This window comes from Oceanospirillum sp. (genome assembly GCF_048265165.1).
Lineage (GTDB): Bacteria > Pseudomonadota > Gammaproteobacteria > Pseudomonadales > Halomonadaceae > Oceanospirillum.
Window position 1 is genome coordinate 309,369 of the sequence record NZ_JBLXCD010000002.1, and the last position, 24,550, is coordinate 333,918.

Genomic DNA, 24,550 nt, shown 5'->3' on the forward strand with positions numbered 1-24,550 from the left:
AATTATCTATCACTATCATGATCCAGCGCATGAAACAAAAAAACACATATTGATACGCACAGCAAAATCAAACAAAATACTGCATACAAAGCCAATAAAAAAAACCTATATTAAGGCTGACAGAGCTATAAAAAGCCCAATTCATCCGAGGAACCTGACTATGCTAAGCCAATTATCCGTCGGCAGGAAGCTGGCATTAATGCTTGCCATCCCTATTGTAGGATTGCTGGTACTGTTTCTTATGGCAAGAAACGAACTGGATCACTTCGATGAGGGCGTTGATACTATCTATGAAGACAGGATTGTCCCCCTTGAGCGCCTCTATGGGATCAGTGTCGATTATGTAGTGCTTATTATTGATGCGGTAAACAAAGCCAATGCAGGTCTGATAACCGCCCAGGAAGCTATTGCCGGAATCGATAATGCCACCAAAGATATTGAAGAGAACTGGAAAATTTACACCTCAACGCAGCTAACCAACGAAGAAGCCCAGCTTGTTAAAGAGGCGGAACAGCTCTTTAAACCTGCCGATCAATCAATTGCTGAGCTACATAGCTACCTGAGCGGTCTCAGTGGTACAGTCACAAACCAACTGAACAACTTTGACGGTGAGCTTTACAAGACGGTTGACCCTATCGTCGATAAGATTGCTGAGCTGATCAGCCTGCAGCTACGTATTGCCGGTGAACAGCGACAACTGCTGAAAACAGACTACCATACCAACAACATTATGATGATCGTTGAGCTTAGCATCGTTATAGTTACTATTGTTGTGTTGGGCTTGCTGGTAGCCCGCGCAATTACCGGCCCACTATCAGCCATGCGCGACACCATTAATAATATTGAGGCAAGCCATGACTTAACAATACGGGTCACAGCTAACGGCAGCGATGAAGTAGCCCAGATTGCTCTGGCTGTTAACGGCATGATGAGTCAGTTTCAGCAACTAGTACAACAGGTGCTCCAGTCAGTGGACAAAGTTTCACAGGAAGCAGGCAATCTTGCTCAGGCCAGCCAGCATACCAGTGATGGCATGATACGCCAGCAGGATGAGACCGACCATGTGGCTACCGCTATGAATGAGATGGTTGCCACAATCCAAGAGGTTGCTCGCCATGCCTCTGAGGCAGAGAGTGCCGCTCAGACGACCCGTTCCGAGTCAGAGAATGGAGATCAGATTCTTCAGGAGAATAATCGCATTATCGAATCTCTGGCAGAAGAAGTTGAGAACGCCGCCAAGGTGGTTTCTTCTCTGGAGAACGAGGCTCAGAATATCGCCCTAGTGATCGATGTCATTAAAGGTATCGCAGAGCAAACGAATCTGTTGGCACTGAACGCCGCGATCGAAGCTGCTCGTGCTGGTGAGCAGGGACGTGGCTTTGCCGTAGTTGCAGATGAAGTGCGAAGCCTTGCTCAAAAAACGCAGGAATCCACTCAGGAGATCGAAGGGGTCATTGTCCGGGTTCAGGAAAGCAGCCGAAATGCTGCCACAGTGATGCAGAGAAGCCAGGAGCGAGCTAAGGCGGGCCTGGAACAGAGTGCCAAAACCAGTGAGGCTCTCACCCAGGTTACTCATCACGTTACGCTGATCAGCGATATGAATAGCCAGATTGCCACCGCCGTTGAAGAGCAGAGTGCTACAGCAGATGAGATGAACCGAAGTGTCGTTAGCATTGCTGAAGTGACCAGAGACTCAACTGCAGCATCTCATCAGACAGCAGCAGCCAGTGAGGAGTTGTCTCTCTTATCCACAGAACTTCACGGCATGGTCTCCCGCTTTCAGGTCTGACAGATTAATTCACCTTCCGGTGTTAAAACCAGCTTTTTCCACCGGATACTTACTCCTATAATAGAGGCAGTTGCCTAATATTATTCAACGGTACACTGTTATCTGACTGCAGTCAGTATTAAGGTTGCAGGAAGCATTGTAGTTGTAAAAAGTACCAACGCGCATTGTGAATAAAATATTATTCACACTAAGCACTTAGGAGTGTTAGATATGAGTCTGGATCTGCTAAACGAATTAGAAAAACGTGTTCAGTCTGCGGTAAGCACTATCGAAGATCTGAAACTGGAAATTGAACAGCTCAAGGAAGAAAATACGGCTCTGGTCTCAGAAAAGGATGCATGGGAGGGTCGTTTGGCAGAACTGCTGGGTAAATTTGATCTGATTGACAGCACTGCACCTGATACCGCTGAAGAAGTCTCTGAGTTTACTGCCGAAAACGATACAGAAGAAAACCTAGAGGATGAAACCCTGGCCAATCAAGCCTTTGAACAGGATTTTTCAGAGGCAACAGAGGAGTCGGAACAGGGCAACGGCTTTAGCAGTAATAACAACTACTGATCTTAAACAGATCTGAGAAGACAAAAACCGGCTTTTAACATACCTCTCTATAGTTGGGCTTCCAACATTGAAGGTTGCGTCATTCAGCCGGTTTTTTGTACCGAAAATACTGTCATCTGCCTTTTTTAAGTCAGGTCACAGGACATCAGAATAGCATTCTCGCGCCCCTCACCAGGCACCGCATAATAATCCTTACGCACTCCATCGTCGGTAAAGCCCAGCTTACGGTACAAATGTAGAGCGGATACGTTACTCTCCCTTACCTCCAGAAGAATCAGTACCAGATTTTGCTCGCGAGCCTGATCCATTACGGCTTCAAGTAAGAAAGCGCCAATACCCTGCCCCTGAAGAGAGTCCTGCACTGCAATATTATGCAAGTGCCATTCATCAGCAATTTTCTGCAGCATAGCATACCCTACCAAACGATCCTGAATAAAAACGCCCAGCAAAGTGTCACCTCGCTGAAGTCCAAGCTCAAACATCAGACGGGTCCATGGTGTCAGGTGCGCCGCACGCTCTATGGGCATGACCGCATCCAGCTCCAGAATGCCGACCTCACGAATTTTCTTCATATCAGGCCTCCCTGGTGTTTGCGTTCCAGCAGGCTATACAGCAACTGGCGCTTCCCATCCGCCTGTCTCATCACATCGGTCAGACTCATTGGATGATGCAGTGTAATATTCAGCAAGCCTTCGCTTTCAGCGATCAGTTCCGGCAGGCCACCAAACCACCAACACTCCTGGTTAGGCTTACAGCCCAACCGAGCCCCCTTTACCAGCGCCTGAAACACCTGGACAAACTCCTGCTCACGGCAAACCGCAGGCATTCCTGCCAGAGGCCAGACAAAAGGCAGACTCACCACAGGTTCATTAAAGCCTATCAACTGCAGGATTGACTGAGCAAAAGGCAGGAACAGCTGTTCAGAATCACCATGCTCACCAAAATGGCTGACAATCAACGGACGGTCACCCTGTTGTCGGATAAAGACCAACTGGAGCCGGTCAGGTACCCGGTTAACCTGACCGGCAGATGACGCTGCCAATGCACCCATCGGATCAGGGGCATCACTGGTTTGAGATGTTTGATGTTCCGCCGTGGCAAGTGTTTCAGCGCCCACCTGAACCGTTGGCCCCTCACCGTTATTCCGGAAAGGCATACTGACCGCAGACGGAATGCCAGTTGAGGCTGAATCTACAGCATGGCCTGAAGGTGACGACTCAGCTGAATTGCCTTTTCCTGGACGCAGACGATCCAGTGGCGAGGTTTGCTTAGGCCCTTCGTGATAGAAATACACAGACGGCCGGGCACCGGGCAAGGACTGCCGGGGCATCCAGCTAACAACACCCAACTGGTGAAGATAATCGAGCCGTTGGTTTTCATTCAGCACGGGGCAATAACATCCTATGAAACATAATGAATAAGCGTTGAAGGGCTGCAAGCTTTATTAAAGCAACGGCCGGACAGCCAGAAACAATGAAAAAGCGACAGGCATTATACCTGTCGCCTCCTTCATTGAATATCCAAGAACCGGCATTGAATATCCCACAGTCGCTATTGCATAGCTCAGAACTAAAATCCAGTGGATTCAATCAGACTGCAGCACCCTGCGGGTGCTTGCGCTCAACCTGACTGACCAGTGCATTCAGCGCATGAACATAAGCTTTACCTGACGCAATTACAATATCGGTATCGGCCCCCAGGCCGGTCACCAGGCGCCCTGCTTTATCCAAACGTACTGTAACCTCACCCTGAGAGTCCGTGCCACTGGTGATCGCATTCACCGAGTACAGCTCCAGCACAGTATCGCTGTTTACAATCTTCTCAATCGCTTTGAAAGTTGCATCCACAGGGCCGCTGCCTTCCGATTCAGCAGCCACTTCCTCACCATCGACACTCAACACAACTTTCGCCAACGGCGTCTCACCGGTTTTAGACTGTACCTCAAGGGTTTCCAGGCAGTAGCGTTCAACCGCATTAGTCGCACGACTATCGCTCACCAGAGCCTGCAGATCCTCATCGTAGATTTCATGTTTTTTATCTGCCAGCTGTTTAAACAAAGCAAAGGCATGGTTCAACTCAGCTTCTGAATCAAAGCTGATCCCCAGATCGGTCAGACGGGAGCGGAAAGCGTTTCGGCCCGAGTGTTTACCCAGGACGATGGCGTTGGTATTCCAGCCTACATCCTGAGCCTTCATGATCTCATAGGTTTCGCGATGCTTGAGTACGCCATCCTGATGAATACCAGACTCATGAGCGAAGGCGTTTTTCCCCACAATCGCCTTATTCGGCTGCACAGGGAAACCAGTCACCGTGGAAACCAATCGAGAGGTCGGCACGATATGCACGGGTTCAACTTGAGTTTGCACCGTAAAAATATCCGGACGGGTACGGATACCCATAACCACTTCTTCCAAAGAAGCATTACCAGCACGCTCACCGAGACCATTGATGGTACATTCCACCTGACGGGCACCGGCCTGAACTGCTGCCAGCGAATTCGCCACCGCAAGCCCTAGGTCATTATGACAGTGCACCGAGAAGATCGCTTTGTCTGCATTAGGTATGCGGTTTAATAGCTGACGGATAGTCTCCGCAAACTGATCCGGTATCGCATAGCCTACCGTATCCGGAATATTGATCGTGGTCGCACCGGCATCAATAGCCGCTTCGATAATACGGCAGAGGAAATCGATCTCGGAGCGTCCTGCATCTTCGCATGAGAACTCCACATCTGAGATCAGGCTACGGGCTTTTTTCACCGCGCGCACCGCCTGCTCTATCACCTGTTCCGGCTGCATCTGCAGTTTGTACTGCATGTGAATTGGCGAGGTGGCAATAAAGGTATGAATACGCCCTGAGTTAGCACCTACTAGCGCTTCAGCAGCTCGTTCAATATCCGCATCCAAAGCACGAGACAGACTACAGATGGTACTGTCTTTTACGTTATCAGCAACCGCTTTGACCGCTTCAAAGTCACCGGGACTGGCGATGGCAAAACCCGCCTCGATCACATCCACCTGCATTTTCTCTAGGTGTTTGGCGATACGTACTTTCTCATCTTTGGTCATGGATGCGCCGGGACTCTGTTCGCCATCCCGTAAGGTGGTATCAAAAATTACCAGATGCTCGTTACTCATGTTTATCTCCTGCATGGGGCCGTAAATTCCTTTTTTGCCCCTGTATTGTCTGATGCTCCGGTCGCAACCAAGGCTTGTCTGCGCCTGAGCTTTTTTACTTTTTATTTGACTATAGCGCCAGCATCAGACCTTGCCAACTGTGGCCCACAGGGATAAATGAGATTCGAACTACCGGTGTCGGTCTAATAGTTTTTTATTGCGTGCATAACGACAAAAAAGCCATATTAGAGATACTGAACACAACATAAGACCCAGAACTACCCCCTGCCAAAAAATGGCGATGTCATAGGTCCGTAGCAGGAAAATGATTATAAAACCAACCAACTGGCTGGCCACAGCCATCAGTCGTAAACCGTCATTCATAGCGTTTCACCTGTGATTAGTGGAGATTTTCACCCCGGTTAAGGAACCCATAGACTGAACTGCGTTCTGAAGCAGGATCGTTTACAATGCGTCTGGGATCGTTTCAGATTTACACCTGTTATTTCAAATTCAAACAATATGGCTGCCAAATGCTAAGAACAAGATCTTTCGCTATTGCATTCTCACTGGCTCTTTTCGGAGCAGGTCTTCACACGGCTCAAGCCAGCCTGAACAGTCAACAGACCGGCAACGAAGCACCTGCAACCCAGTTAGCGACCGTATCAACATCAAATACGTCAGAAAAACATCCATCATCAGAAACAGAACAAGTCTCTTTAGCCGACAAAGGCAGCGAAAGCATGGTAGGTCTGCCTTTACCTATCTCCCGTGCTCTTGAGCAGGGTCTGGTACTGGAAAGTCAGTTTCATGCGGAATCCGACCTGACAGGCTGGGTGCTCTCCCTTGATGGTCAGTTTACTCTGGTTTATACCACGCCGGATCAACGCACGCTGATATCCGGTGCCCTGATCAATGAGGCGGGCCAGAACCTGTCTGAACGTTATGCCCAAAAATACTTCCCAAAACCTGATATTGCGTTACTGGAAGAAGCAACCTACATCAGTATTGGAGCGCCAAAAGAGCTTAATCTTCCCGACTCTGCTACAGCACCGGTTGATGCCAGCCCCGACGGCGAAAGTACTAACACCCAGGCAGAGTCCGGTGCAGAACCTGCAACCGAACAAACCATTGAAGCCAAGCGTGTTATCTATGCGTTTTTTGACCCCAGCTGTCCTTTTTGTCATCTCGCATGGAAAGCCTTTCAGCCTTATATAGATAAAGGGGTTGAGATCCGTTGGATTCCGGTCGCCTTTCTGAACCCGGAAAGCCGAGATAAAGCAGCCGCCATTCTGCAAAGCCGGAACCCGGAGAACGAACTGACAGAAAGTATGCGTCTGTTCAATACAGAGCAACAGCCAACAGCCGCAGTAAAAGAAACATCCCGCCGCCAACTGCAGAGCAATATGAAGCTGATGCAACGTTTTGGGATTCAGGGAACACCCGGACTGGTTTGGGCTGATGAGAGCGGTGAACTGAAGATTCGCAGCGGTATGCCAAAGCTGGGGGAATTTCCCCATATTACTGGATTACCGGAACAACCTCAGACAGACCCGGGATTATTCCGTTTTCGTTGAGCCATAAAGGACCCATACCATGGATGCTGTTTCACTCGGCCCCTTTATGCTGTCAGCCAAGGTGATCTATCTGATCACTTCCGTGGTGCTCTTTTTTATCGGAGCAGAACTACTGCAATGGCTGAAGGTAAAAAAGTGGCCTGACAACACCTTCAGTTTCAGTCATTGGGCACAGAACAGCTTTTGGCTTGGCTTAATACTCGGTCGATTAACATATGCTGTTCAGCACTTTGATAGCTATCGTCATGACCTGGTCTCTATTCTCTATTTCTGGCAGCCAGGCTACTCGATCACAGCAGCTCTGATCGCAGCAGCTGCGGCCAGTTTCTGGTCTTTCCGCTCGCCTAAATGGCTTCTGGTCAGTCTTACCTGGCTGACAAGTTGCACTCTGATTTGGTTTGCCCTTTCTGCTCTTGACCCCATTAGCAATAATACGCAGCAGAAAATCCCCGAACTCACTCTGACAGCGCTTCACCAGGATAGCCCTTACACCAGATCTGTCTCTCTTCCGGAACAGCAAGGAGCCGTGATCCTAAATATCTGGGCGAGCTGGTGTGGTCCTTGTCGTCGGGAAATGCCATCCCTGGTTAAATTTGCACAGGATTACCCTGAAGTACAGCTCTGGCTGGTTAATCAGGGGGAGTCACCTCAGATGGTTCGACGTTTTATTGAAAACAGTGATAGCGCTATACCTGAACAGATAATACTTCTTGATCCCAATCAAAGCCTGATGCAGGCGATCCAGGGCGTTGGCTTGCCGATAACACTGGCCTACAAAGATGGACAGCTGATGGATAGCCATACAGGAGAGGTTAATCACGCCCGCCTGAGAGAGATGACAAAAGCAATCCTGCCAGAAGAGCAGTAATTCCCTGCTCACCTCTTCCTATGATCTATGTTTGAAAGCACTGGGGATACGGCAATAAATCCGTTAACATAGCGCCCTTTTTTCTCGGCCAGGCCACTCCAGTTATTTATCAGCTGAAGGGGTTGCCCCGAAAAACGACACCACCTTCTTATTTGCTAACTTATTACCCACGTTAAAGAGGTATACATGCTGCCCTACATTCCCGGACAACGATGGATCAGTGACGCCGAAAGCGACTTAGGATTAGGAACCATTCTGACCTGCGATATGCGAAGCGTAACCGTGCTGTTTCCTGCTTCGGGAGAGACCCGCGTATATGCCACCCGCTCAGCTCCGCTCACTCGGGTATCCTTCTCCAGTGGTGATCAGATCGAAAGTCATGAAGGCGAGCGTTTTATCGTCGCTACCGCACTGGAAGAAGATGGTCTGCTGGTTTATATCTGCCTCGACACCCAGGGCAATGAGAAAGAGGTGCCGGAGACACACCTGAACAATCACCTTAGCCTGCAGAAAGCAAAAGACCGCCTGCTGACCGGCCAGATTGACCGTAATGACTGGTTCAACCTACGTTACCGCACCTTACTGCACAGCGATAAGCAAAGCCGTGCCGCTATTCAGGGCTTATCCGGTGCCCGAATGGCTCTTATCCCTCACCAGCTCTATATCGCCCATAGTGTTGGAAGTCGTTACGCTCCCCGGGTTTTGCTGGCGGATGAAGTAGGTTTGGGTAAGACCGTAGAAGCGGGACTCATTCTGCATCGCCAGTGGCTCACCGGAAACGCCCAGCGCATTCTGATTGTGGTGCCGGAGTCTCTGCAGAACCAGTGGCTGGTAGAGATGCTTCGCCGTTTTAACCTGCAGTTCAGCCTGTTTGATTACGAACGCTGCGCTCAGTATCCCGGCCAGAACGCTTTTGAACAGGCCCAACTGGTGATCTGCAGCTTAGAACTCCTGACGGATCACCCTGAGCTTCAGGAGCAGGCCGTTGCCGCCCAGTGGGACACTCTTGTTGTCGATGAGGCACACCACCTTGAATGGCACCCGGACGCTCCGAGTCAGGCCTATCAGTGCATCGAGCAGTTAGCAGAAGACACCTCCGGCCTGCTTCTTTTAACCGCAACGCCGGAGCAGCTGGGAAAAGCCAGCCACTTTGCCCGCCTTCGCCTGTTAGACCCGGAGCGTTACTCAAGTTTTGAGCAGTTCGAGCAGGAAGAAGGTCAGTACCAGCCCATTGCTGAAGCGGTTGAAGCCTTAGAAGATATTGCTGACGGCGAGCCAGCCACCCAGACTGTTATCACTCAGCTGCGGGAACTACTGCCGGAATCTGATGCACAGGCATTGATCGATCTGATTGAAAACGATGAAGCGGATCTGGAGCAGATCGATTCAGCCTGCACTCAGCTGCAAGGACAACTACTGGACCGTCACGGCACAGGTCGCGTTCTGTTCCGCAACACCCGTGACACGGTCACCGGCTTTAAACAGCGCCAGCTACAGAGTCATCCACTGGAACTACCGGAAGCCTATGAGGCTCAGATGTCTTCCTCCGAATTACAGGCCCACCTGAGCCCGGAACAATATATCGAAGATGCTTTAGTCACCGATAACTGGGCTAAGGATGATAGCCGTTTCCAATGGCTCCTCGAACATCTGCACAACCACGATGACGAGAAAACCCTGCTAATCTGCCATAGCGCCGCCAGCGCTCTGGCTCTGTCTGAAGCACTGAAGGAGGCCACTGGCCTGCACGCACCAGCCTTCCACGAAGGCCTGAGCATCCTGGAGCGAGACCGTGCCGCCGCCTGGTTTGCTGATCATGAGTCTGGCCCACCGGTACTGATCTGCTCAGAAATTGGCAGTGAAGGCCGTAACTTCCAGTTTGCCCGTCATCTCGTGCTGTTTGATCTGCCGCCGAACCCCGATCTTCTGGAACAGCGTATCGGCCGCCTCGACCGTATCGGTCAGCAGCACGATATTCAGATCCATGTGCCCTACTTTGAAGAATCCGGTCAACAGGACCTGCTGGAGTGGTACGACAGAGGTCTTAACGCCTTTACCGCGCCCTGCCCTGCAGCTTCTGCACTCTTTACCGAGTTTGGTGAAGCCGTTTCTGATGCTATTGTCAGCCAGGATGCTGAACGCCTTGAGCAACTCACTGAAGCCACCGCACAACGCCGTCAGGAACTGAATGCCGCCATGCAGGCGGGCCGTGACCGTCTACTGGAGCGTAACGCCTGTCGTCCGCAGGAAGCCCAGGAGCTGGTCAGTGCCATTGAAGCTCAGGATGAACCAGAAGCGCTGAACACCTGGCTGGAAAACGCACTGGATATCTTCGGTGTTAACAGCGAAGAGACCGGCGAGTTCAGCTGGCATCTGACACCGGGTGAACACATGCTTAACTCGGATCTGCCGGGACTCGACAACGAAGATGGTTTCTCCATGACCACCAGTCGCGACTATGCCCTGCACCGTGAAGACCTGCAGTTCTTTAGTTGGGAGCACCCGTTTGTACAAGCGCTACAGGAACAGGTTGTCTCCGGCAGTCTCGGTAATAACGCCGTCAGCATCTTCAAAACCAAAGCGCTGCCGGAAGGTACTCTGCTGCTGGAAGTGATCGCCTCGATCCACTGCGCAGCACCGAAACACCTGCAGATCGGCCGCTACCTGCCTCCAACCACTATGCGTTTCCTGCTAGATGAGCGTGGCAATGATCTGGGCAAAAAAGTCAGCTTTGAGGGTCTGAGTCCAAAACTGGATAGACTGAAAAAAGCCACCGCACGGGAAGTGGTCAAGCTACGCCAGGAACAGATACGCGAACTGGTGGATACCGCTGATAGCCGCGCCAATGATATTCTGCCCACTGTGATCGAAGAGGCACAGCTGAAGATGCAGTCGCTGCTGTACCCTGAGGTGCAGCGCATGAAGGCCCTGCGTGAAGTAAACCCATCGATCCGTGACATCGAAGTCAAAGCACTGGAGATGGAGTATCTGGCCGTGGCCGATGCACTGGAAAAAGCGCGGGTGAATATCGAAGGTATCCGGGTGATTGTGACTGCGTAACACACCGGACGGCACAACTCAAAAAAGCCAGTACTTTCACCTGAAAAGTACCGGCTTTTTTGAAAAACGGTGCTCTGTAATCACAGACCCAGTGTATTAGTTCGGTATCGCTACCACCTGCTCTTCCGGCTCAGGGGCTTCCGGATCAATAAGCCCCGGCCGCGGCAGCAACGGCTGCATTTTCTTGTAGATCACTTCAATCCTGGCTTTATCTTCAGCGGGAAGCTTGTCATTCCAGGAGAGCTCAACAGCCAAACGCCTAAGGTGACGGAAGCGCCAGCGCAGACAAGTCAATAACTCTGAGATTTCAGACATCTCAACCTGATCAATCTGGTCTTTATTCTTCTCACCCCAGTCAAGCCATTCCGACAGATGCTCTGACCCCATACCAGCGGAATCGCGCACCCAACGCAGCTGGGTAATACACTCTGAAACACCTCGTGCGATGCGTGAACGAGGGTAGTCAGACGAAATATCAAACAGCTCAACAGCCATATCAAAGAGCTGATGCACCTGTTCATTCTGGCGGGAAACACTTCCGACATTAACTTCAGGTAATGCTTTATTAACATGGGAGGAAATTTTTGGCTCTTTCAGCACCGCAAGCAAGGCTTCAACATTACGGACACCAAAAGTGCTCATATTGACTTCAAGATAGGCATTCCAGGTCAGGATTGTCCTGCTGGTACGCTCTTTATCATAAAAAATATCAAATAACTGATCTGCAAGCCCAACCAAGGGTGCCGCCCAGTTAATCTCTTTTGCAGGCTTTTGTGCAGGATAACCTGACCGGTCACAGCGTTCCTGGTGATCTGCAACAGCACTCAACACATCTTCATCGTAAATTTTGCGTCCTTCCAAAATGATGCGAGCCACAATCGGATGCGTTTTAAGAGCGCGCCATTGCTGATATGTCAAACCTTCCTGTTTAGTCGCAGCCTCTACTGGTATATGCAATAAACCAATATCATGGCTCAGGCCTGCAGCAAAGGCAGAGAAGTAACTCTGATGTGGTAAATCCTGTATCTTTGCTAATAGCGGAGCCATCCAGGCACAGAACAAGCTTCGCTTATAGAAATCCGGCATCACTTCCTGCATCACTGTCAGGCGCTGCAGAATCGGAGCGGGTATCGGCTTAACAAAAAGAAGTTGCCGGAGGGTTACTTCAAATTCAAAGTGCTGATGTAGCAAGTTGAGCTCTGACTCACTCTCAACCAACTCCAGAATCTGATTTAAAATGTCATAAACGGTAAGAGGATTTGCAACACTGATAGACTGATCAAGTTCTTTCTTGAGCTTATGTTGAACCAAGTGACCCGCAACCTTCTGATTGATCACTGCCCCTTTTTTCAACAGCAAAACACCGTGTTCATTCAGAATATCTTCAGAGGCTGTCGCAGGGTGGGTATCTTGGACATCAGCCAGATGATTGACATACTCATCGGTCTGATTCGGTTCATATTCGTTGTTCTCTTCTGACATCCAAAACGCCCCTAAAATGCCATTATAAGCTGCTGTCGAAGTGAGCTATTCCTTAGAGAATAAGTCATCTATCAAAATAGATGTCCCTGAATACAAGGGATAAAATACCAGCTCACCTTTCCGTTAATGCCTCCCATAATAACAAACTAAACCGCTTTGAAAATATTTCTCGTGTTTCCTCTGATGCTATCGCTCTAAAATCTGCGCAAGCGCTGGCCTGACGGTAGGATATTGAAACACAAAACCAGCCTTTTCTAATCGGTAGGGGACGACTTTAGCCCCTGTCAGCAGCATCTGGGATAACTCACCCAGTGCCAGTTTTAGCAGGCAGGCAGGAACTGGCATCAGCGTGGGGCGCTTCAGAGTCCCTGCCAGAATACGGCTAAAGGTCGCATTACGCACCGGAGTCGGTGCCGTACCATTGAAAGCGCCACTCATATCATCTCTTTGAATCAGAAAAAGAATGATATTGATCAGGTCGTCTCTGTGAATCCAGGGCATATAGTGCTGACCAGAACCTAAGCGACCTCCAAGCCCCAGTTTAAAGGGTGTCAGCAAGCGACCTAACATACCGCCATCCGGCCCCAGAACCAGGCCTGTTCTTAACAGACAAACCCTTACACCGCTCTGCTCTGCTGCCAGCGCCTCACCTTCCCATTCAACACACAGACGGTGAGCAAACTCATCATGGGCCGCAGACAATTCAGTAACCTCATCATCATCATGGGCACCATAAAACCCAATGGCAGAGCCACTGATCAGCACTTTAGGCTTTTGACTCGCCTCTTCAGCAAAACGTACCAGCTGACGGGTTGGTCGTAGACGGCTTTGCAACAACTCGTCTTTTCGGGCGTCACTCCAGCGGGCATCAGCGATAGGAGCACCAGCCAAGTTGATCATCACATCAATGGGCTGGTCCAGCCACTGCAAAGGGTCAGAAGCTGCATTCACCGGACGCCCAATAATAGAATTCACCTGATCCGGCCAGCGGCTGACAACGTAAAGCACATGTCCTTCATCCAAAAGGCGATGGCAAAGAGCCTTACCAATAAAACCTGTGCCACCTGTAAGCATAATGTTCATCTGATACGCCTCCTGCCAGTCAATCACACTGCATTGAGTATGATTTAAAACTGATAAATTTGTATAATTTTTTTGATCTTGTACAAGTATACCTCTGAGACACGTTTTCGGATCAGACACGTTAGATAACACCTACTGAAAAGGCTTCCGCTATGTCCGCAACCAACCCGGCATCACTTCAGAATAACGACCGCCAGACACTGCTTGTACTTCTGGCCCATGGCAGCAGCGACCCCGCCTGGCAGAAACCCTTCAGGGAGATGGCCGACAGCATTGCAGCTAACCAGCCACACCCCGTAAGACTTGGATTTATGGAGCTTTGTGGGCCTTCCCTTGAGGATATAGCTAATGATCAACCTGCAGATCGGATTATTGATATTGAAATTCTGCCGCTGTTTTTTTCCGCAGGTCGCCACCTCAGAAGAGATGTTCCTAATCAAATTTCAGAACTGAATAAACGCTTCAAGCATCTTACCTTTACGCTGCATGATCCTGTGGGCTTCCACCCCAAAATGACCGAAGCCCTAACTTCGATTGCAGCCGATCTCGATTTCTCTGACAAAAATAATTGTACAAAATGATTTTTTTGTACAATTATTAGCAGACACCAACGGGTTACTGTCTATACTCATAGTTAGTCAGAGATAACCTGACCCTCTACTCCTATTAATGTAAATAAACCAGTGTCTGACAGAGGTCTGCTGCTATGACAAATGCCACCACAGCATCACAAACATCAGTTTTTCCGGATCGTGAAATTCGCATCGGCATCAGCCAGTGCCTGCTGGGAGAACAGGTTCGTTTTGACGGCGGACATAAACACGCTCGCTATTGCACAGATGTTCTGGCAAAACACTTCACATTTATACCAACCTGCCCTGAAGTGGGTTCAGGTATGAGCATCCCCCGCGAACCGATCCGGCTGGTCAGCATGCAGGATGAAATACGGGTACGGGGTACTAAAAGTGATGATGACTATACTGAGCAGCTAACCCACTTCAGCGAACGCACGGTTAATCAGCTGACAGGCCTGAGTGGCTATGTTCTGCTGGGCAAGTCACCTAGCTGTGGCATGGCCCGCGTTAAGGTATACCGTGAAAACGGCAACCGGTCAGATATATCCCAGGGCGGTATCTTTGCTGAAACATTAATGCGTACCTATCCAGAGTTACCGGTTGAGGAAAGCGGACGCCTGACCGACCCACAGTTACGGGAGAGCTTTCTGACCCGTGTTTACGCCTACAACACTTGGCAGGCACTGGAAGAAGCGGGTATGACACCTAAAGCACTGCTCGATTTCCACACGCAATACAAGCCTCTGCTAATGGCACACAACCAGCAGGCCTACCGGAATCTGGGCAAATGGCTGGCGGGTGTGGACAAAGCCAGCGTGGAACAGAAGGCCAAAGAGTATCTTCCCCAATTTATGGCGATCCTGAAAGAACCGGCTACCCGTGAAAATCACACTAATACTCTGATGCATCTGCAGGGTTACCTGAGAGAAAAACTGACCAGTTCAGAGCGTCAGAACCTGCGTCAAACCATTGATAATTACCGCACTGGCATGATCCCGCTGATCGCGCCCCTGGTACTCATGCGCCACCTGTTTGAGGTACATGGTTGTGAATACGCCGGAAACTACCGCTATCTGTACCCTTACCCAGAAGATCTGGCCATTGACGGCGTGTAATGCAAACAACTTAAGCGAACCAGTAGGAATATCATGAGCCAACCCCATACACTCCACCCCTTCAGTTCAACGGAAGTTGTCCGAGCCGAAGATCGCTGGCTACCTATCCGGGAGGTTTCAGAGCGCACCGGCGTCAACTCAGTCACGCTTCGTGCCTGGGAGCGCCGATACGGTTTAATCAAACCTCAACGCACCCATAAGGGGCACCGCCTCTACTCTGAATTTGATATCGAACGTATCGAGCAGATTCAGCAATGGCTGGGCCGAGGGGTTTCTGTGGGACAGGTCGCTAAGCTATTACCACCCTTGACCGAACGGGAAGCTGCTGCCCAGGAGTCAATGCCGACAACGCAGTCGGCCAATCCTGAACCGGACTGGCAGCCGGTATTGGATGAGTCCATGGTGGCGCTGCAGCAGGGGAATATGATCCGCTTTGACCAGACACTGAATCAGGTGAGCGCCATCTATCCGGCGGCCCTGCTGATGCGTTTTTTCTGGCAGCCACTGCTGACCTACCTGGCTGCCGAACCTGAAGGCGAGCGCCGTCAGCTGATGCAGCTACAGCTGGACAGCTATCTTCGCAATCGTGTTGGTGCCCGTCTGATGCATCGCAATCTGCAGACCAAAGAGCAGAAGCGTCTGCTGATCAGCCACCTGCCGACACACAAACCCAGGTTTGAACTCTGGCTGGCAGCACTGATGTGTACCGATCTGAATATTCCCGTACTACTGCTGGATGAGCTACCTGTCTGGTCGCTACTGCATCTGGTTGAACAACAGCACCCCCTTAGCGGTGTTTTACTGTTGGGCAATGAGAAAACGACACCACTGAAACAGAGAGAACAGCAACAGCTTAAGACAGTGGGCTCACCCTGCTGGCTGGCTGGCCCTCTGGCCAAGATTCAGCCAGACATCTTTACCAAATGCGGCTGGCAGATCGCTGAAGACTGGCCAACACTACTAACTGAACAGCGCCTGCATTTCTGACCACACCAACTCAGGACTGGCCAACACTACTAACTGAACAGCGCCTGCATTTCTGACCACACCAACTCAGGAAAAGCTGCGACACGATAACAATGACAGCTAAAACACTAACACTGATAAACCAGAGGAGATCACCATGTCACAACTGGTCTGGTTTCGATCCGATCTGAGAGTTCATGATAACCCGGCACTATTTACCGCATGCCAGCAAGCGCAACAGAATGGCTCAGGGGTTATTGCCTGCTTTCTGCGGCCTCTACAGCAATGGCAATCCCATGACTGGGGTCAAAACCGGATACGTTATACCGAGCGCTGCCTGCTGGATCTCAAAGAGGAACTTGAGTCGCTGCATATCCCCTTGATCTGCCTGGATGTGGCAACCTTTGCCGGACAAATCCCGGCGCTGCTCCAACTGTGCCAGCGGCTGAACTGCGATCAGATTTTCGCCAATGAAGAGCCAGAACTGAATGAGCGTCAACGGGATCAGCAGCTTATCGCTCAGGCGGAACCGGCAGGAATCCATTGTCAGCTGTTCCATGACCAGAGCATTCTGCCATTGGGCAGTGTGCTGAAAAATGATGGCACCCCCTACCGGGTTTACACCCCATTCCGTAAACAGGCGCAACAGATGATTGCCCAACAGCCGGTGCAGACGTTCCCTTCCCCGGCTCCTGTGATTTCTGATACACAACAGAGTTTGCAGCCAAAGATCGAATCGCTGTCATTAGCTCAGTCGGACGGGGTGACTTTTCAACCTCAAAACTATTCGGATGATCCAATCCAGCAACGCTGGCCCGCCACCGAAAAAGAGGCTTTTCATCAGCTGGAGCTGTTCTGTGGACAGCCGATCAATCGCTATAAAACTCAGCGTGATTTTCCGGCCGATGCTAAAGGCACTAGTCTGCTGTCACCGATGCTGGCAACGGGTAAGCTCTCTGTTAAAAGCTGCTGGCGTGCTGCGGAGCAGATAAGGCTGAGTGATCCGGCTGCTGCAGAATCCGCCAGCACCTGGCAGGGTGAACTGCTGTGGCGGGATTTTTATCGTCATCTGCTGGTTTTGTATCCGGAACTGAGCCGCAACCAGCCTTTTAAAAAAGAAACGTCCAATATCCAATGGCGCAACGCTCCGGAGGACCTGCAACGCTGGCAGGAGGGAAGAACCGGATTTCCACTGGTGGATGCCGCGATGCGCCAGCTGAAAGAAACCGGCTGGATGCACAACCGGCTGAGGATGCTGACTGCCGTTTTCCTGAGTAAGTACCTGCTGATTGACTGGCATGAGGGAGAGCGCTGGTTTATGCAGCATCTGGTGGATGCGGATCTGGCGTCAAATAATGGAGGCTGGCAGTGGGCCGCATCTACCGGCACCGATGCTGTGCCATACTTTCGACTATTAAGCCCCTACCGCCAGGCGGAACGCTTTGATGCTCAGGGTGAGTTTATCGCCCGCTTTGTGCCGGAGTTGGCAAAGTTACCCGCAAAACAGCGCACCCAACCGAAAGGTTATGTACAGGGCTATCCGAATCCGATGGCCGATCTTAAAGAGGGTAAGGAAAGAATGATGGCAGCGTTTAAAGCGGTGAAATCAGAATCTTCTGCTCAATAGGCAAAGGGTCACCATGAAAGACGGATATTGCCTATACTCATTTACAGGGGTGGACGTTCATTTTCCCGTGACGCCTGATTAATTCAGCCTATCAGCAGGAAGAGTACGTTGTTGTGATGGAGAGTAAAACAAGCTGCTAACCCTCGGGGCTATCGCTCTTTAGCACTTTTTTCTATACTCCGATCATGCTTTCACTTGGGCAAACACTATTTATTGATGGGGTAAACGTGCAATATACCCCCACACGTTTTAGACTATGCGCGACTATTTCTGACAGAAATCGAATAATAACCACTGGATTTTTTCTGTGACCAAGCAAAATTCTTATAGCCGTGAAGAGTTGCTGCAATGCAGCCAAGGGGAGCTATTTGGTCCGGGCAATGCTCAGCTGCCTGCACCTAATATGCTTATGTTGGATCGTATCGTCAGTATTACTGAAGATGGCGGCGAACACGGTAAAGGCGAGATTATCGCCGAACTGGATATCACACCTGATCTTTGGTTCTTCGACTGCCATTTCCCGGGTGACCCGGTAATGCCTGGCTGTCTTGGACTTGATGCTATGTGGCAGCTGGTAGGCTTCCACCTGGGCTGGTTAGGCAATGCTGGCAAGGGTCGTGCCCTTGGCAGTGGTGAAGTTAAATTCACAGGCCAGATCCTGCCAACCGCTAAGCTGGTGACCTACAAGATCACTATTAAGCGCGTTATCTCCCGCAAACTTTGCCTGGGTATCGCTGATGGCTCAGTATCAGTTGATGGTCGTGAGATTTACACCGCAAAAGATCTGCGTGTGGGTCTGTTTACTTCAACAGATAACTTCTAAGACAGAGGGCTAACCATGAGACGTGTAGTTGTAACCGGAATGGGCATTGTATCTTGCCTGGGTAATGACGTTGCCTCCGTGCTTGAGTCCCTGCGTCAGGGTCGCTCTGGTATTAAATTCAACGAAGAGTATCGCGATCGCGGTTTCCGCAGCCATGTTTCCGGCTCTGTGGATATTAATCTCGATGAGATGATCGACCGTAAGCTGAAACGCTTTATGGGTGATGCTGCTGGCTACGCTTATCTGTCCATGCAGCAGGCTATTGCCGATTCAGGCCTGAGTGAAGACCAGGTCTCCAACGTACGCACCGGCCTAATTGCTGGCTCCGGTGGTGCATCTTCTGCTGATCAGGTGGAAGCAGCAGATATTCTGCGTGAAAAAGGCTTACGCCGCGTTGGTCCTTACCGTGTTACACGCACCATGGGCAGCACCGTATCTGCTTGTCTGGCAACGCCATTCAAGATCAAGGGTGTTAACTACTCTATTTCCTCTGCCTGTGCGACCAGCGCCCACTGTATTGGGGCCGGTGTTGAGCAGATTCAGATGGGTAAACAAGATGTTGTGTTTGCCGGTGGTGGTGAAGAGGAACACTGGACGCTCAGCTGTCTGTTTGATGCTATGGGCGCACTGTCTACCAAATATAACGAGACACCTGAAAAGGCTTCCCGTGCTTACGATGCAAACCGTGATGGTTTTGTTATCGCAGGTGGCGGTGGCATGCTGGTTCTGGAAGAGTTGGAACACGCTAAAGCCCGTGGCGCCAAGATCTACGCAGAAGTAGTTGGCTATGGCGCAACCTCTGACGGCTATGACATGGTGGCTCCTTCTGGTGAAGGTGCACAGCGATGCATGGAACAGGCGATGTCTACAGTTGATGGCAATGTTGATTACATCAACACCCATGGCACCTCAACGCCTGTGGGTGACGTTGCTGAACTGAAAGCGGTTAAAGCTGTTTTTGCAACAGAGAGCGGTGGTAATAGCCCAGCGATGAGCTCAACCAAATCGCTGACCGGCCACTCTTTGGGTGCAACGGGTGTTCAGGAAGCGATCTACAGCCTGTTGATGATGAAACATGACTTCATCACCGCTTCTGCTAACGTGGAAGAGCTGGATGAGCAAGCACAAGGCTTGGATATCGTGACGGAACTGCGTGAAGGCGTAACTCTGGATCGCGTCATGTCCAACAGCTTCGGCTTCGGCGGCACCAACGCCACACTGATCATGCAGCGTTATGAAGGTTAATCAGCACCGCTGAGTAGCTTTTAAGTTGCATTAAAAAACCCGCGCGACTCTTAGTGAAGACTAAACGTCGGAGCGGGTTTTTTTGTGCCCGTTATTTGCCGACAAGCGCCGCTAACAGTGCGCTGAAAACCTGATAGACTCTCTATTTTGTCGATAATACCCAACACGCTTGCCAATCAATGGGCCGCTTCATGACAGATATCCGCTGGTCACAACGTTTTAATCATTTCAAAAATGCCTACGCTCAGCTGCGGGAAGCTCTTGAGCTGATGGACACACGTCCACTGAGCAATCTGGAAAAACAGGGCACCATTCAAGCTTTTGAGTTTACCTACGAGCTGGCCTGGAACGTACTACGTGATTATCTGGTCTGGCAAGGCGCTGAAACAATTTCGGGTTCCCGAGATGCCATTCGTGAAAGCTTTAAACGCGAGCTTATTAGTGACGGCCATGCCTGGCTGGCAATGCTGCAGGACAGAAACCGTACAGTACACACCTATAACGAAGAAACAGCTAACCAGATTCTTGATCACCTTCAACATAGATATGCATTGCTTTTCAGTGAGTTTATTCAGACCTTTACCGACAAACAGAATGGGTTGGAAGATGAGCTCTGAGATAACAGAAAAATTCGGCCTTTCCCGGCAGGATATCGAACACTATCAATCTGTTTTTGCTGACTTTCCACAGGTGGAACGCGTCATGCTTTATGGCTCCCGAGCCAAGGGTAATTATCGCCCAGCTTCGGATATTGACCTAACACTGACCGGCATACTGGACTGGCAAACGTTCAACGAAATAGAGCAGCGCCTTGATGATTTGATGTTACCCTACCAGATTGACCTTTCGATCTGCTCACAGATCGACAACCCAGAGCTGATTGAGCATATCAAAAGAGTCGGCAAGATTTTCTATGAGAAGGCATCGCAATAGTTTTTCTGACTAACGCTCCGTTTTCCTTTAAGCGCCAACCAACATCGTTAAAGCTAAAACGGCGGATGACGCCCCTTAACCCCCTGAGCAAAAATCAACCACTGCGTACGGGGCTTATGCCGCCCTACGTCGCGGCCACAGGAGGCTGTAGGGTGCCATAAGCGGCTGAGGCACGAAGGCAGCGTCATGCACCGCTGAGGGCGCAGGCTACAATATACCAGACCAGTGTTTACAACACTTAGGCCAACAATTACAACACCCAGGCGAGCGTTAGCGGTAGAACCAAAACACTGGCGAAGTTGCCCAGCAGCACGATGGATGCAACTCTTGTGGGTTCCTGATTAAACTGCTCTGCGATCATATAGTTGAGTACCGCAGGGGGAAGTACACTGAAAACAACCAGAATCGCCAGCTGTTGAGGGTCAAATGTCCAGATAAAGGTTGCCAGCCAAGCCATCAGTAAACCGGACAGCGGGCAAAGAATGGCACCAGTCAGCCCTATTTTCCAATCAGAAAGATCCACGGATAGTAGGCGTACACCCAGGGTAAACAGCATCAACGGAATGGAAATCTGTCCCAGCATGTCCATCGGGATCGCTACCGCCTCCGGTAATGACCAACCTGCAAAACTAAAAACAAAGCCGAGAATTGTCGCCTGAACCACGGGCATTTTCAGCATGGCACTGAATTTCGTCCTGTGATCCAGAATATATAGCCCAATACTGAAATGCAGCAGCATTTCGACAATAAAAACCATCACCGCTGCTGGCAGCGCCGCTTCACCAAAGGCGAGAACGATCAGCGGAATCCCCATATTACCGGTGTTATTGAACATCATCGGCGGGATAAAGGTCTTCAGATTCCAACCCAACAGTTTCACAATCGGCAAAAGAACAACACCGGAGCCCAACACGATAAGGGCTGAAGCCAAAGCCAGATCCTGATAAGCGACCATATCAAAGGATTTATCTGCCAGCACTGAGAAGACCAGTGCCGGAACAAAAACATCCATATTCATACGATTAGCCGTTGATATATCCGTTGGCTTCCAGCGGCCGTAGAAAGCGCCAATTGCAACAATCAGAAATAACGGGAAAACTGTCAGTAATAACTTTTCAACCAGCACCTAACCTCTCCTAAGCAATAGGGATGTAGCAAACTGTGCAAATGACAAAATGAGAGAAAACCTGAGCATGAAAGCAAGCCGGAATAAACAGTCGTTAATAACTGTTGTTCCGGCCTGAAATTCATTCTTTCGATGGATAATGAATGTCTAAAAAAGAGAGCTACAGATCATTCGGCACTAACAGTACCGGTATTTTGGTATGCATACCTATCTGTTGTGCAGTATCGCCCAAAAGCTTTTGACCAAACATGCCGTGATGGCTGTGAGAGCCAATCACAATCAGATCCGCCTGCTCAGTTTTAGCCACACGCAGTACCAGTTCGGCAGGATTAGCCTCATCAACCAGAATCTGCACATCCAGCTCGCCAGCATCTGGTAGACCATCCAACTCTTCATCCCGGAACTTAGCCACACGCGCCTGCATAGTATCCCGGATTCGGGTCATTCCCTGGCCATGAATCTCTTCCAGTGCTTCTTTTGGCAGATAGTGCTCAATGATCGCATGACCAAATTCACTCACCGGCTCCAAAGCATGCACCATGATGATACGGGCCTTGTATTGACGCGCCAGGTTAACGGCATGGCGAAACACAGGTCGTGTGTTTTTACCCAACGTTGTGGCGTATACGATGGTGTTAATTTCCGGAAGCATAGGCACCTTTCCTTTTATAGTTCAGACAGTTCAAAGCGGTCTAAAGTATTCTGAAGCGAGCACTCAGTGCTTCCAGCTGCGCGGCACGCTCGTGCACGGCACGACTGGCTGATACAATTTGCCCGGTTGCTTCATGATTTTGCCCAATTTCGTGGGCAATATGATCCATATCACGAGCCATCTGGCTGGTTGTTTCGGCCACTTCACGTACTGCATTCATAATTTCCTGAGTCTGATCGGCTGCATCACGGGTTTGTTGCTCAATGGCCCGTACCGCTTCTACAGCCTGGTCACCCAGTTTTCGTCCCTGCTCAACCCGACTACGACTCTGCTGCATTGCATTAATCACAGACTGAGTATCATTCTGGATCGCTTCCACTTTCTCTGTAATATCCGTGGTCGCTTTCACTGTTTGCTCTGCCAGTGTTCGAACCTCGTCAGCGACCACAGCAAAACCGCGACCCGCCTCACCAGCACGGGCTGCTTCAATAGCAGCATTCAATGCCAACAGGTTGGTTTGCTCGGCAACACCAACAATCAGGTCAATCACCACATCAATCTCTTTTGAGCGGGCTCCCAGGGTTTCAACGGAACTGCTGGCCTGATCGACAACCTCAGCAACATCAGCAAGGGCCTGAATCGCCTGGCCTATCACCTGAGCACCTTGATGGGCTGTTTCAAATGCAGCATTAGCTGAATCACTGACATGCTGAGTGGTATCAGCAACCTGATCTGTTGTAGCACTGATCTCTTCAGTGGCAGCAACCAGAGAGCTACTGCGGGATGAAATAGAGCTACTACCATCAACAATCTGCTGCACAGAGGCATCCATACTGTCAGCCGTTTGCTTTAGCTCACTATTACTCTGTACAAGGTGGCTTATCACATCATTTAAACCACCAGTCATGGTATTGGTCGCTACCGCAAGATGGCGAAATTCATCTTTTTCGCTACCCTTCTCTGCCATCTTATGAGTCAGATCACCTCTGGCAATTTCACTAAGCACTTCCAGAGTTTGCTTCACGTTACGGCTGATGGATACGGCCACAGAAGCCACAATCGCACCGATAACAACCGCCAGTAGCACGCTACCTAAAATAATTGACCAACGGGCCGTCGCCGCCGCTTCAGTCGCATGTTGCTGAGCTTTTACCAGCAGATTCTGTTCAAGATAGACACGACTCTGCTGCATCTGATCTGAGATCTTTTGGCGATGATCTGCCAGCCTGGAATCAAGCGCCGCCAACTCTGTTCGCATCGCCATCACTTTATGCAGGGTTGCTTCATACTTATCGACAAAAGGGAAAAAGAGATCATCAAAGGCCATCGCCCGAATATCGGTACGCAGCTGATCCACAGAAGCCTGTACCACACTACCCTGCTCCTCTGTCGGATAGATCAGGAAATCTTTCTCTTTGGCTCTAATTTCCCGTAAACGGGCAGCAAAAGAACCAAACACTTCGATCTCACTGAGCAAGGCAGCGGAATGTTCTTCCAGTTGCCCCAGCTCACCACTCTGGGCACTGAGACCATAACTCTTTCGAACCTGAAGCCACTGATCCAATGTCTCAAGGTAAGGGGCCAGCTGGGTGGTTGTATCTGACAGCAGAGATTTCGCTCTGTCATCTTCCAGATTGACTGCCGCCGAGTTGAGCTGATTGATAGCATTACTTTTCAGTCCGCCAAGAGCGTTATCGATAGCGCTGATGGTTTCTTCGTTCGCGGTTTCCCGCAGTTTGGAAAATTGCAGTAACTGGACTTCAAGATTACTTACCTGCTGCGTTACATGACCGAGACGCATCACATGTTCAGATGCACCGGTCAGCAAACCCAGACTGATAATAGAATAGAGACCCATCGAGCTAATACCCAGAACAACACCTAGGACAACTGCGATAAGCTTTTGACGTAATGAGAGGTTAAAACTCATTGCCAGAGCTCCTTTTTATGCCTAC

Annotated in this window: 21 protein-coding genes; 13 read left to right on the forward strand and 8 right to left on the reverse strand. The window is 50.2% G+C overall.

Annotated features, from left to right (window positions below; all coding sequences use genetic code 11):
• Positions 1-160 precede the first annotated feature (160 nt).
• Together ACN0R8_RS04955 and ACN0R8_RS04960 are read left to right on the forward strand one after the other, a co-directional pair.
• Positions 161-1,789 carry a methyl-accepting chemotaxis protein gene (locus tag ACN0R8_RS04955; RefSeq protein ID WP_417595669.1) on the forward strand — a complete coding sequence of 543 codons (1,629 nt, stop codon included), beginning with the start codon at positions 161-163 and terminating at the stop codon, positions 1,787-1,789.
• A gap of 210 nt (positions 1,790-1,999) precedes the next feature.
• A complete protein-coding gene (locus tag ACN0R8_RS04960) occupies positions 2,000-2,347 on the forward strand; it encodes a cell division protein ZapB (RefSeq protein WP_417595671.1) in 348 nt (115 codons plus the stop codon).
• A 125-nt stretch (positions 2,348-2,472) separates the two neighbouring features.
• Here ACN0R8_RS04960 and rimI read toward each other — a convergent pair whose 3' ends face one another.
• The 3 genes from rimI to ACN0R8_RS04975 all read right to left on the reverse strand — a co-directional run bounded on the left by rimI (position 2,473) and on the right by ACN0R8_RS04975 (position 5,484).
• Positions 2,473-2,919, reverse strand: coding sequence for a ribosomal protein S18-alanine N-acetyltransferase (rimI, locus tag ACN0R8_RS04965; RefSeq protein ID WP_417595673.1), 447 nt, complete (start codon positions 2,917-2,919; stop codon positions 2,473-2,475).
• Positions 2,916-3,734, reverse strand: a complete 819-nt coding sequence (locus tag ACN0R8_RS04970; protein ID WP_417595675.1) for a hypothetical protein — start codon at positions 3,732-3,734, stop codon at positions 2,916-2,918. The genes rimI and ACN0R8_RS04970 overlap by 4 nt, the downstream gene beginning before the upstream one ends.
• Before the next feature lie 202 nt (positions 3,735-3,936).
• On the reverse strand, positions 3,937-5,484 hold the full coding sequence (locus tag ACN0R8_RS04975; RefSeq protein WP_417595677.1) for a 2-isopropylmalate synthase: 1,548 nt from the start codon (positions 5,482-5,484) through the stop codon (positions 3,937-3,939).
• Between the two features lie 512 nt (positions 5,485-5,996).
• Here ACN0R8_RS04975 and ACN0R8_RS04980 point away from each other — a divergent pair.
• The 3 genes from ACN0R8_RS04980 to rapA all read left to right on the forward strand — a co-directional run bounded on the left by ACN0R8_RS04980 (position 5,997) and on the right by rapA (position 10,968).
• The gene (locus ACN0R8_RS04980; protein WP_417595679.1) at positions 5,997-7,040 is read left to right on the forward strand and encodes a thioredoxin fold domain-containing protein; all 1,044 of its coding nucleotides are present in this window, start codon (positions 5,997-5,999) and stop codon (positions 7,038-7,040) included.
• A gap of 19 nt (positions 7,041-7,059) precedes the next feature.
• On the forward strand, positions 7,060-7,908 hold the full coding sequence (locus tag ACN0R8_RS04985; protein ID WP_417595681.1) for a redoxin domain-containing protein: 849 nt from the start codon (positions 7,060-7,062) through the stop codon (positions 7,906-7,908).
• 186 nt (positions 7,909-8,094) lie between these two features.
• The gene (gene rapA, locus ACN0R8_RS04990; protein ID WP_417595683.1) at positions 8,095-10,968 is read left to right on the forward strand and encodes an RNA polymerase-associated protein RapA; all 2,874 of its coding nucleotides are present in this window, start codon (positions 8,095-8,097) and stop codon (positions 10,966-10,968) included.
• A 96-nt stretch (positions 10,969-11,064) separates the two neighbouring features.
• Here the strand turns inward: rapA and ACN0R8_RS04995 are convergent, their stop codons facing one another.
• Together ACN0R8_RS04995 and ACN0R8_RS05000 are read right to left on the reverse strand one after the other, a co-directional pair.
• Positions 11,065-12,450 (reverse strand): HD-GYP domain-containing protein, encoded by a 1,386-nt coding sequence (locus ACN0R8_RS04995; protein ID WP_417595685.1) that lies wholly within the window; start codon positions 12,448-12,450, stop codon positions 11,065-11,067.
• A gap of 186 nt (positions 12,451-12,636) precedes the next feature.
• Positions 12,637-13,533, reverse strand: a complete 897-nt coding sequence (locus tag ACN0R8_RS05000; RefSeq protein WP_417595687.1) for a TIGR01777 family oxidoreductase — start codon at positions 13,531-13,533, stop codon at positions 12,637-12,639.
• A 152-nt stretch (positions 13,534-13,685) separates the two neighbouring features.
• On the opposite strand from ACN0R8_RS05000, the gene ACN0R8_RS05005 reads away from it, so the two are divergent.
• The 8 genes from ACN0R8_RS05005 (at position 13,686) to ACN0R8_RS05040 (ending at position 20,817) form a co-directional block, all read left to right on the forward strand.
• Positions 13,686-14,114: a sirohydrochlorin chelatase gene (locus ACN0R8_RS05005; RefSeq protein ID WP_417595689.1), complete on the forward strand. Its 429-nt coding sequence runs from the start codon at positions 13,686-13,688 to the stop codon at positions 14,112-14,114.
• Positions 14,115-14,239: 125 nt separating this feature from the next.
• A complete protein-coding gene (locus tag ACN0R8_RS05010) occupies positions 14,240-15,223 on the forward strand; it encodes a YbgA family protein (protein WP_417595691.1) in 984 nt (327 codons plus the stop codon).
• Between the two features lie 33 nt (positions 15,224-15,256).
• Positions 15,257-16,210, forward strand: coding sequence for a MerR family transcriptional regulator (locus ACN0R8_RS05015; RefSeq protein WP_417595693.1), 954 nt, complete (start codon positions 15,257-15,259; stop codon positions 16,208-16,210).
• Between the two features lie 136 nt (positions 16,211-16,346).
• Positions 16,347-17,816, forward strand: a complete 1,470-nt coding sequence (locus ACN0R8_RS05020; RefSeq protein WP_417595695.1) for a cryptochrome/photolyase family protein — start codon at positions 16,347-16,349, stop codon at positions 17,814-17,816.
• 307 nt (positions 17,817-18,123) lie between these two features.
• Positions 18,124-18,639, forward strand: a complete 516-nt coding sequence (gene fabA, locus ACN0R8_RS05025; protein ID WP_417595697.1) for a 3-hydroxyacyl-[acyl-carrier-protein] dehydratase FabA — start codon at positions 18,124-18,126, stop codon at positions 18,637-18,639.
• A gap of 15 nt (positions 18,640-18,654) precedes the next feature.
• Positions 18,655-19,884: a beta-ketoacyl-ACP synthase I gene (gene fabB / locus ACN0R8_RS05030; RefSeq protein ID WP_417595699.1), complete on the forward strand. Its 1,230-nt coding sequence runs from the start codon at positions 18,655-18,657 to the stop codon at positions 19,882-19,884.
• Between the two features lie 191 nt (positions 19,885-20,075).
• Positions 20,076-20,501, forward strand: coding sequence for a nucleotidyltransferase substrate binding protein (locus ACN0R8_RS05035; protein ID WP_417595701.1), 426 nt, complete (start codon positions 20,076-20,078; stop codon positions 20,499-20,501).
• Entirely contained in the window at positions 20,491-20,817 is a 327-nt protein-coding gene (locus ACN0R8_RS05040; protein ID WP_417595703.1) for a nucleotidyltransferase domain-containing protein, read from the forward strand. Before ACN0R8_RS05035 ends, ACN0R8_RS05040 begins: the two co-directional genes overlap by 11 nt.
• A gap of 250 nt (positions 20,818-21,067) precedes the next feature.
• Here the strand turns inward: ACN0R8_RS05040 and ACN0R8_RS05045 are convergent, their stop codons facing one another.
• The 3 genes from ACN0R8_RS05045 to ACN0R8_RS05055 form a co-directional block, all read right to left on the reverse strand.
• Positions 21,068-21,943: an AEC family transporter gene (locus ACN0R8_RS05045; RefSeq protein WP_417595705.1), complete on the reverse strand. Its 876-nt coding sequence runs from the start codon at positions 21,941-21,943 to the stop codon at positions 21,068-21,070.
• A 160-nt stretch (positions 21,944-22,103) separates the two neighbouring features.
• Positions 22,104-22,595, reverse strand: a complete 492-nt coding sequence (locus tag ACN0R8_RS05050) for a universal stress protein (RefSeq protein ID WP_417595707.1) — start codon at positions 22,593-22,595, stop codon at positions 22,104-22,106.
• Positions 22,596-22,635: 40 nt separating this feature from the next.
• Positions 22,636-24,525 carry a methyl-accepting chemotaxis protein gene (locus tag ACN0R8_RS05055; RefSeq protein WP_417595709.1) on the reverse strand — a complete coding sequence of 630 codons (1,890 nt, stop codon included), beginning with the start codon at positions 24,523-24,525 and terminating at the stop codon, positions 22,636-22,638.
• Between the last annotated feature and the right edge of the window lie 25 nt (positions 24,526-24,550).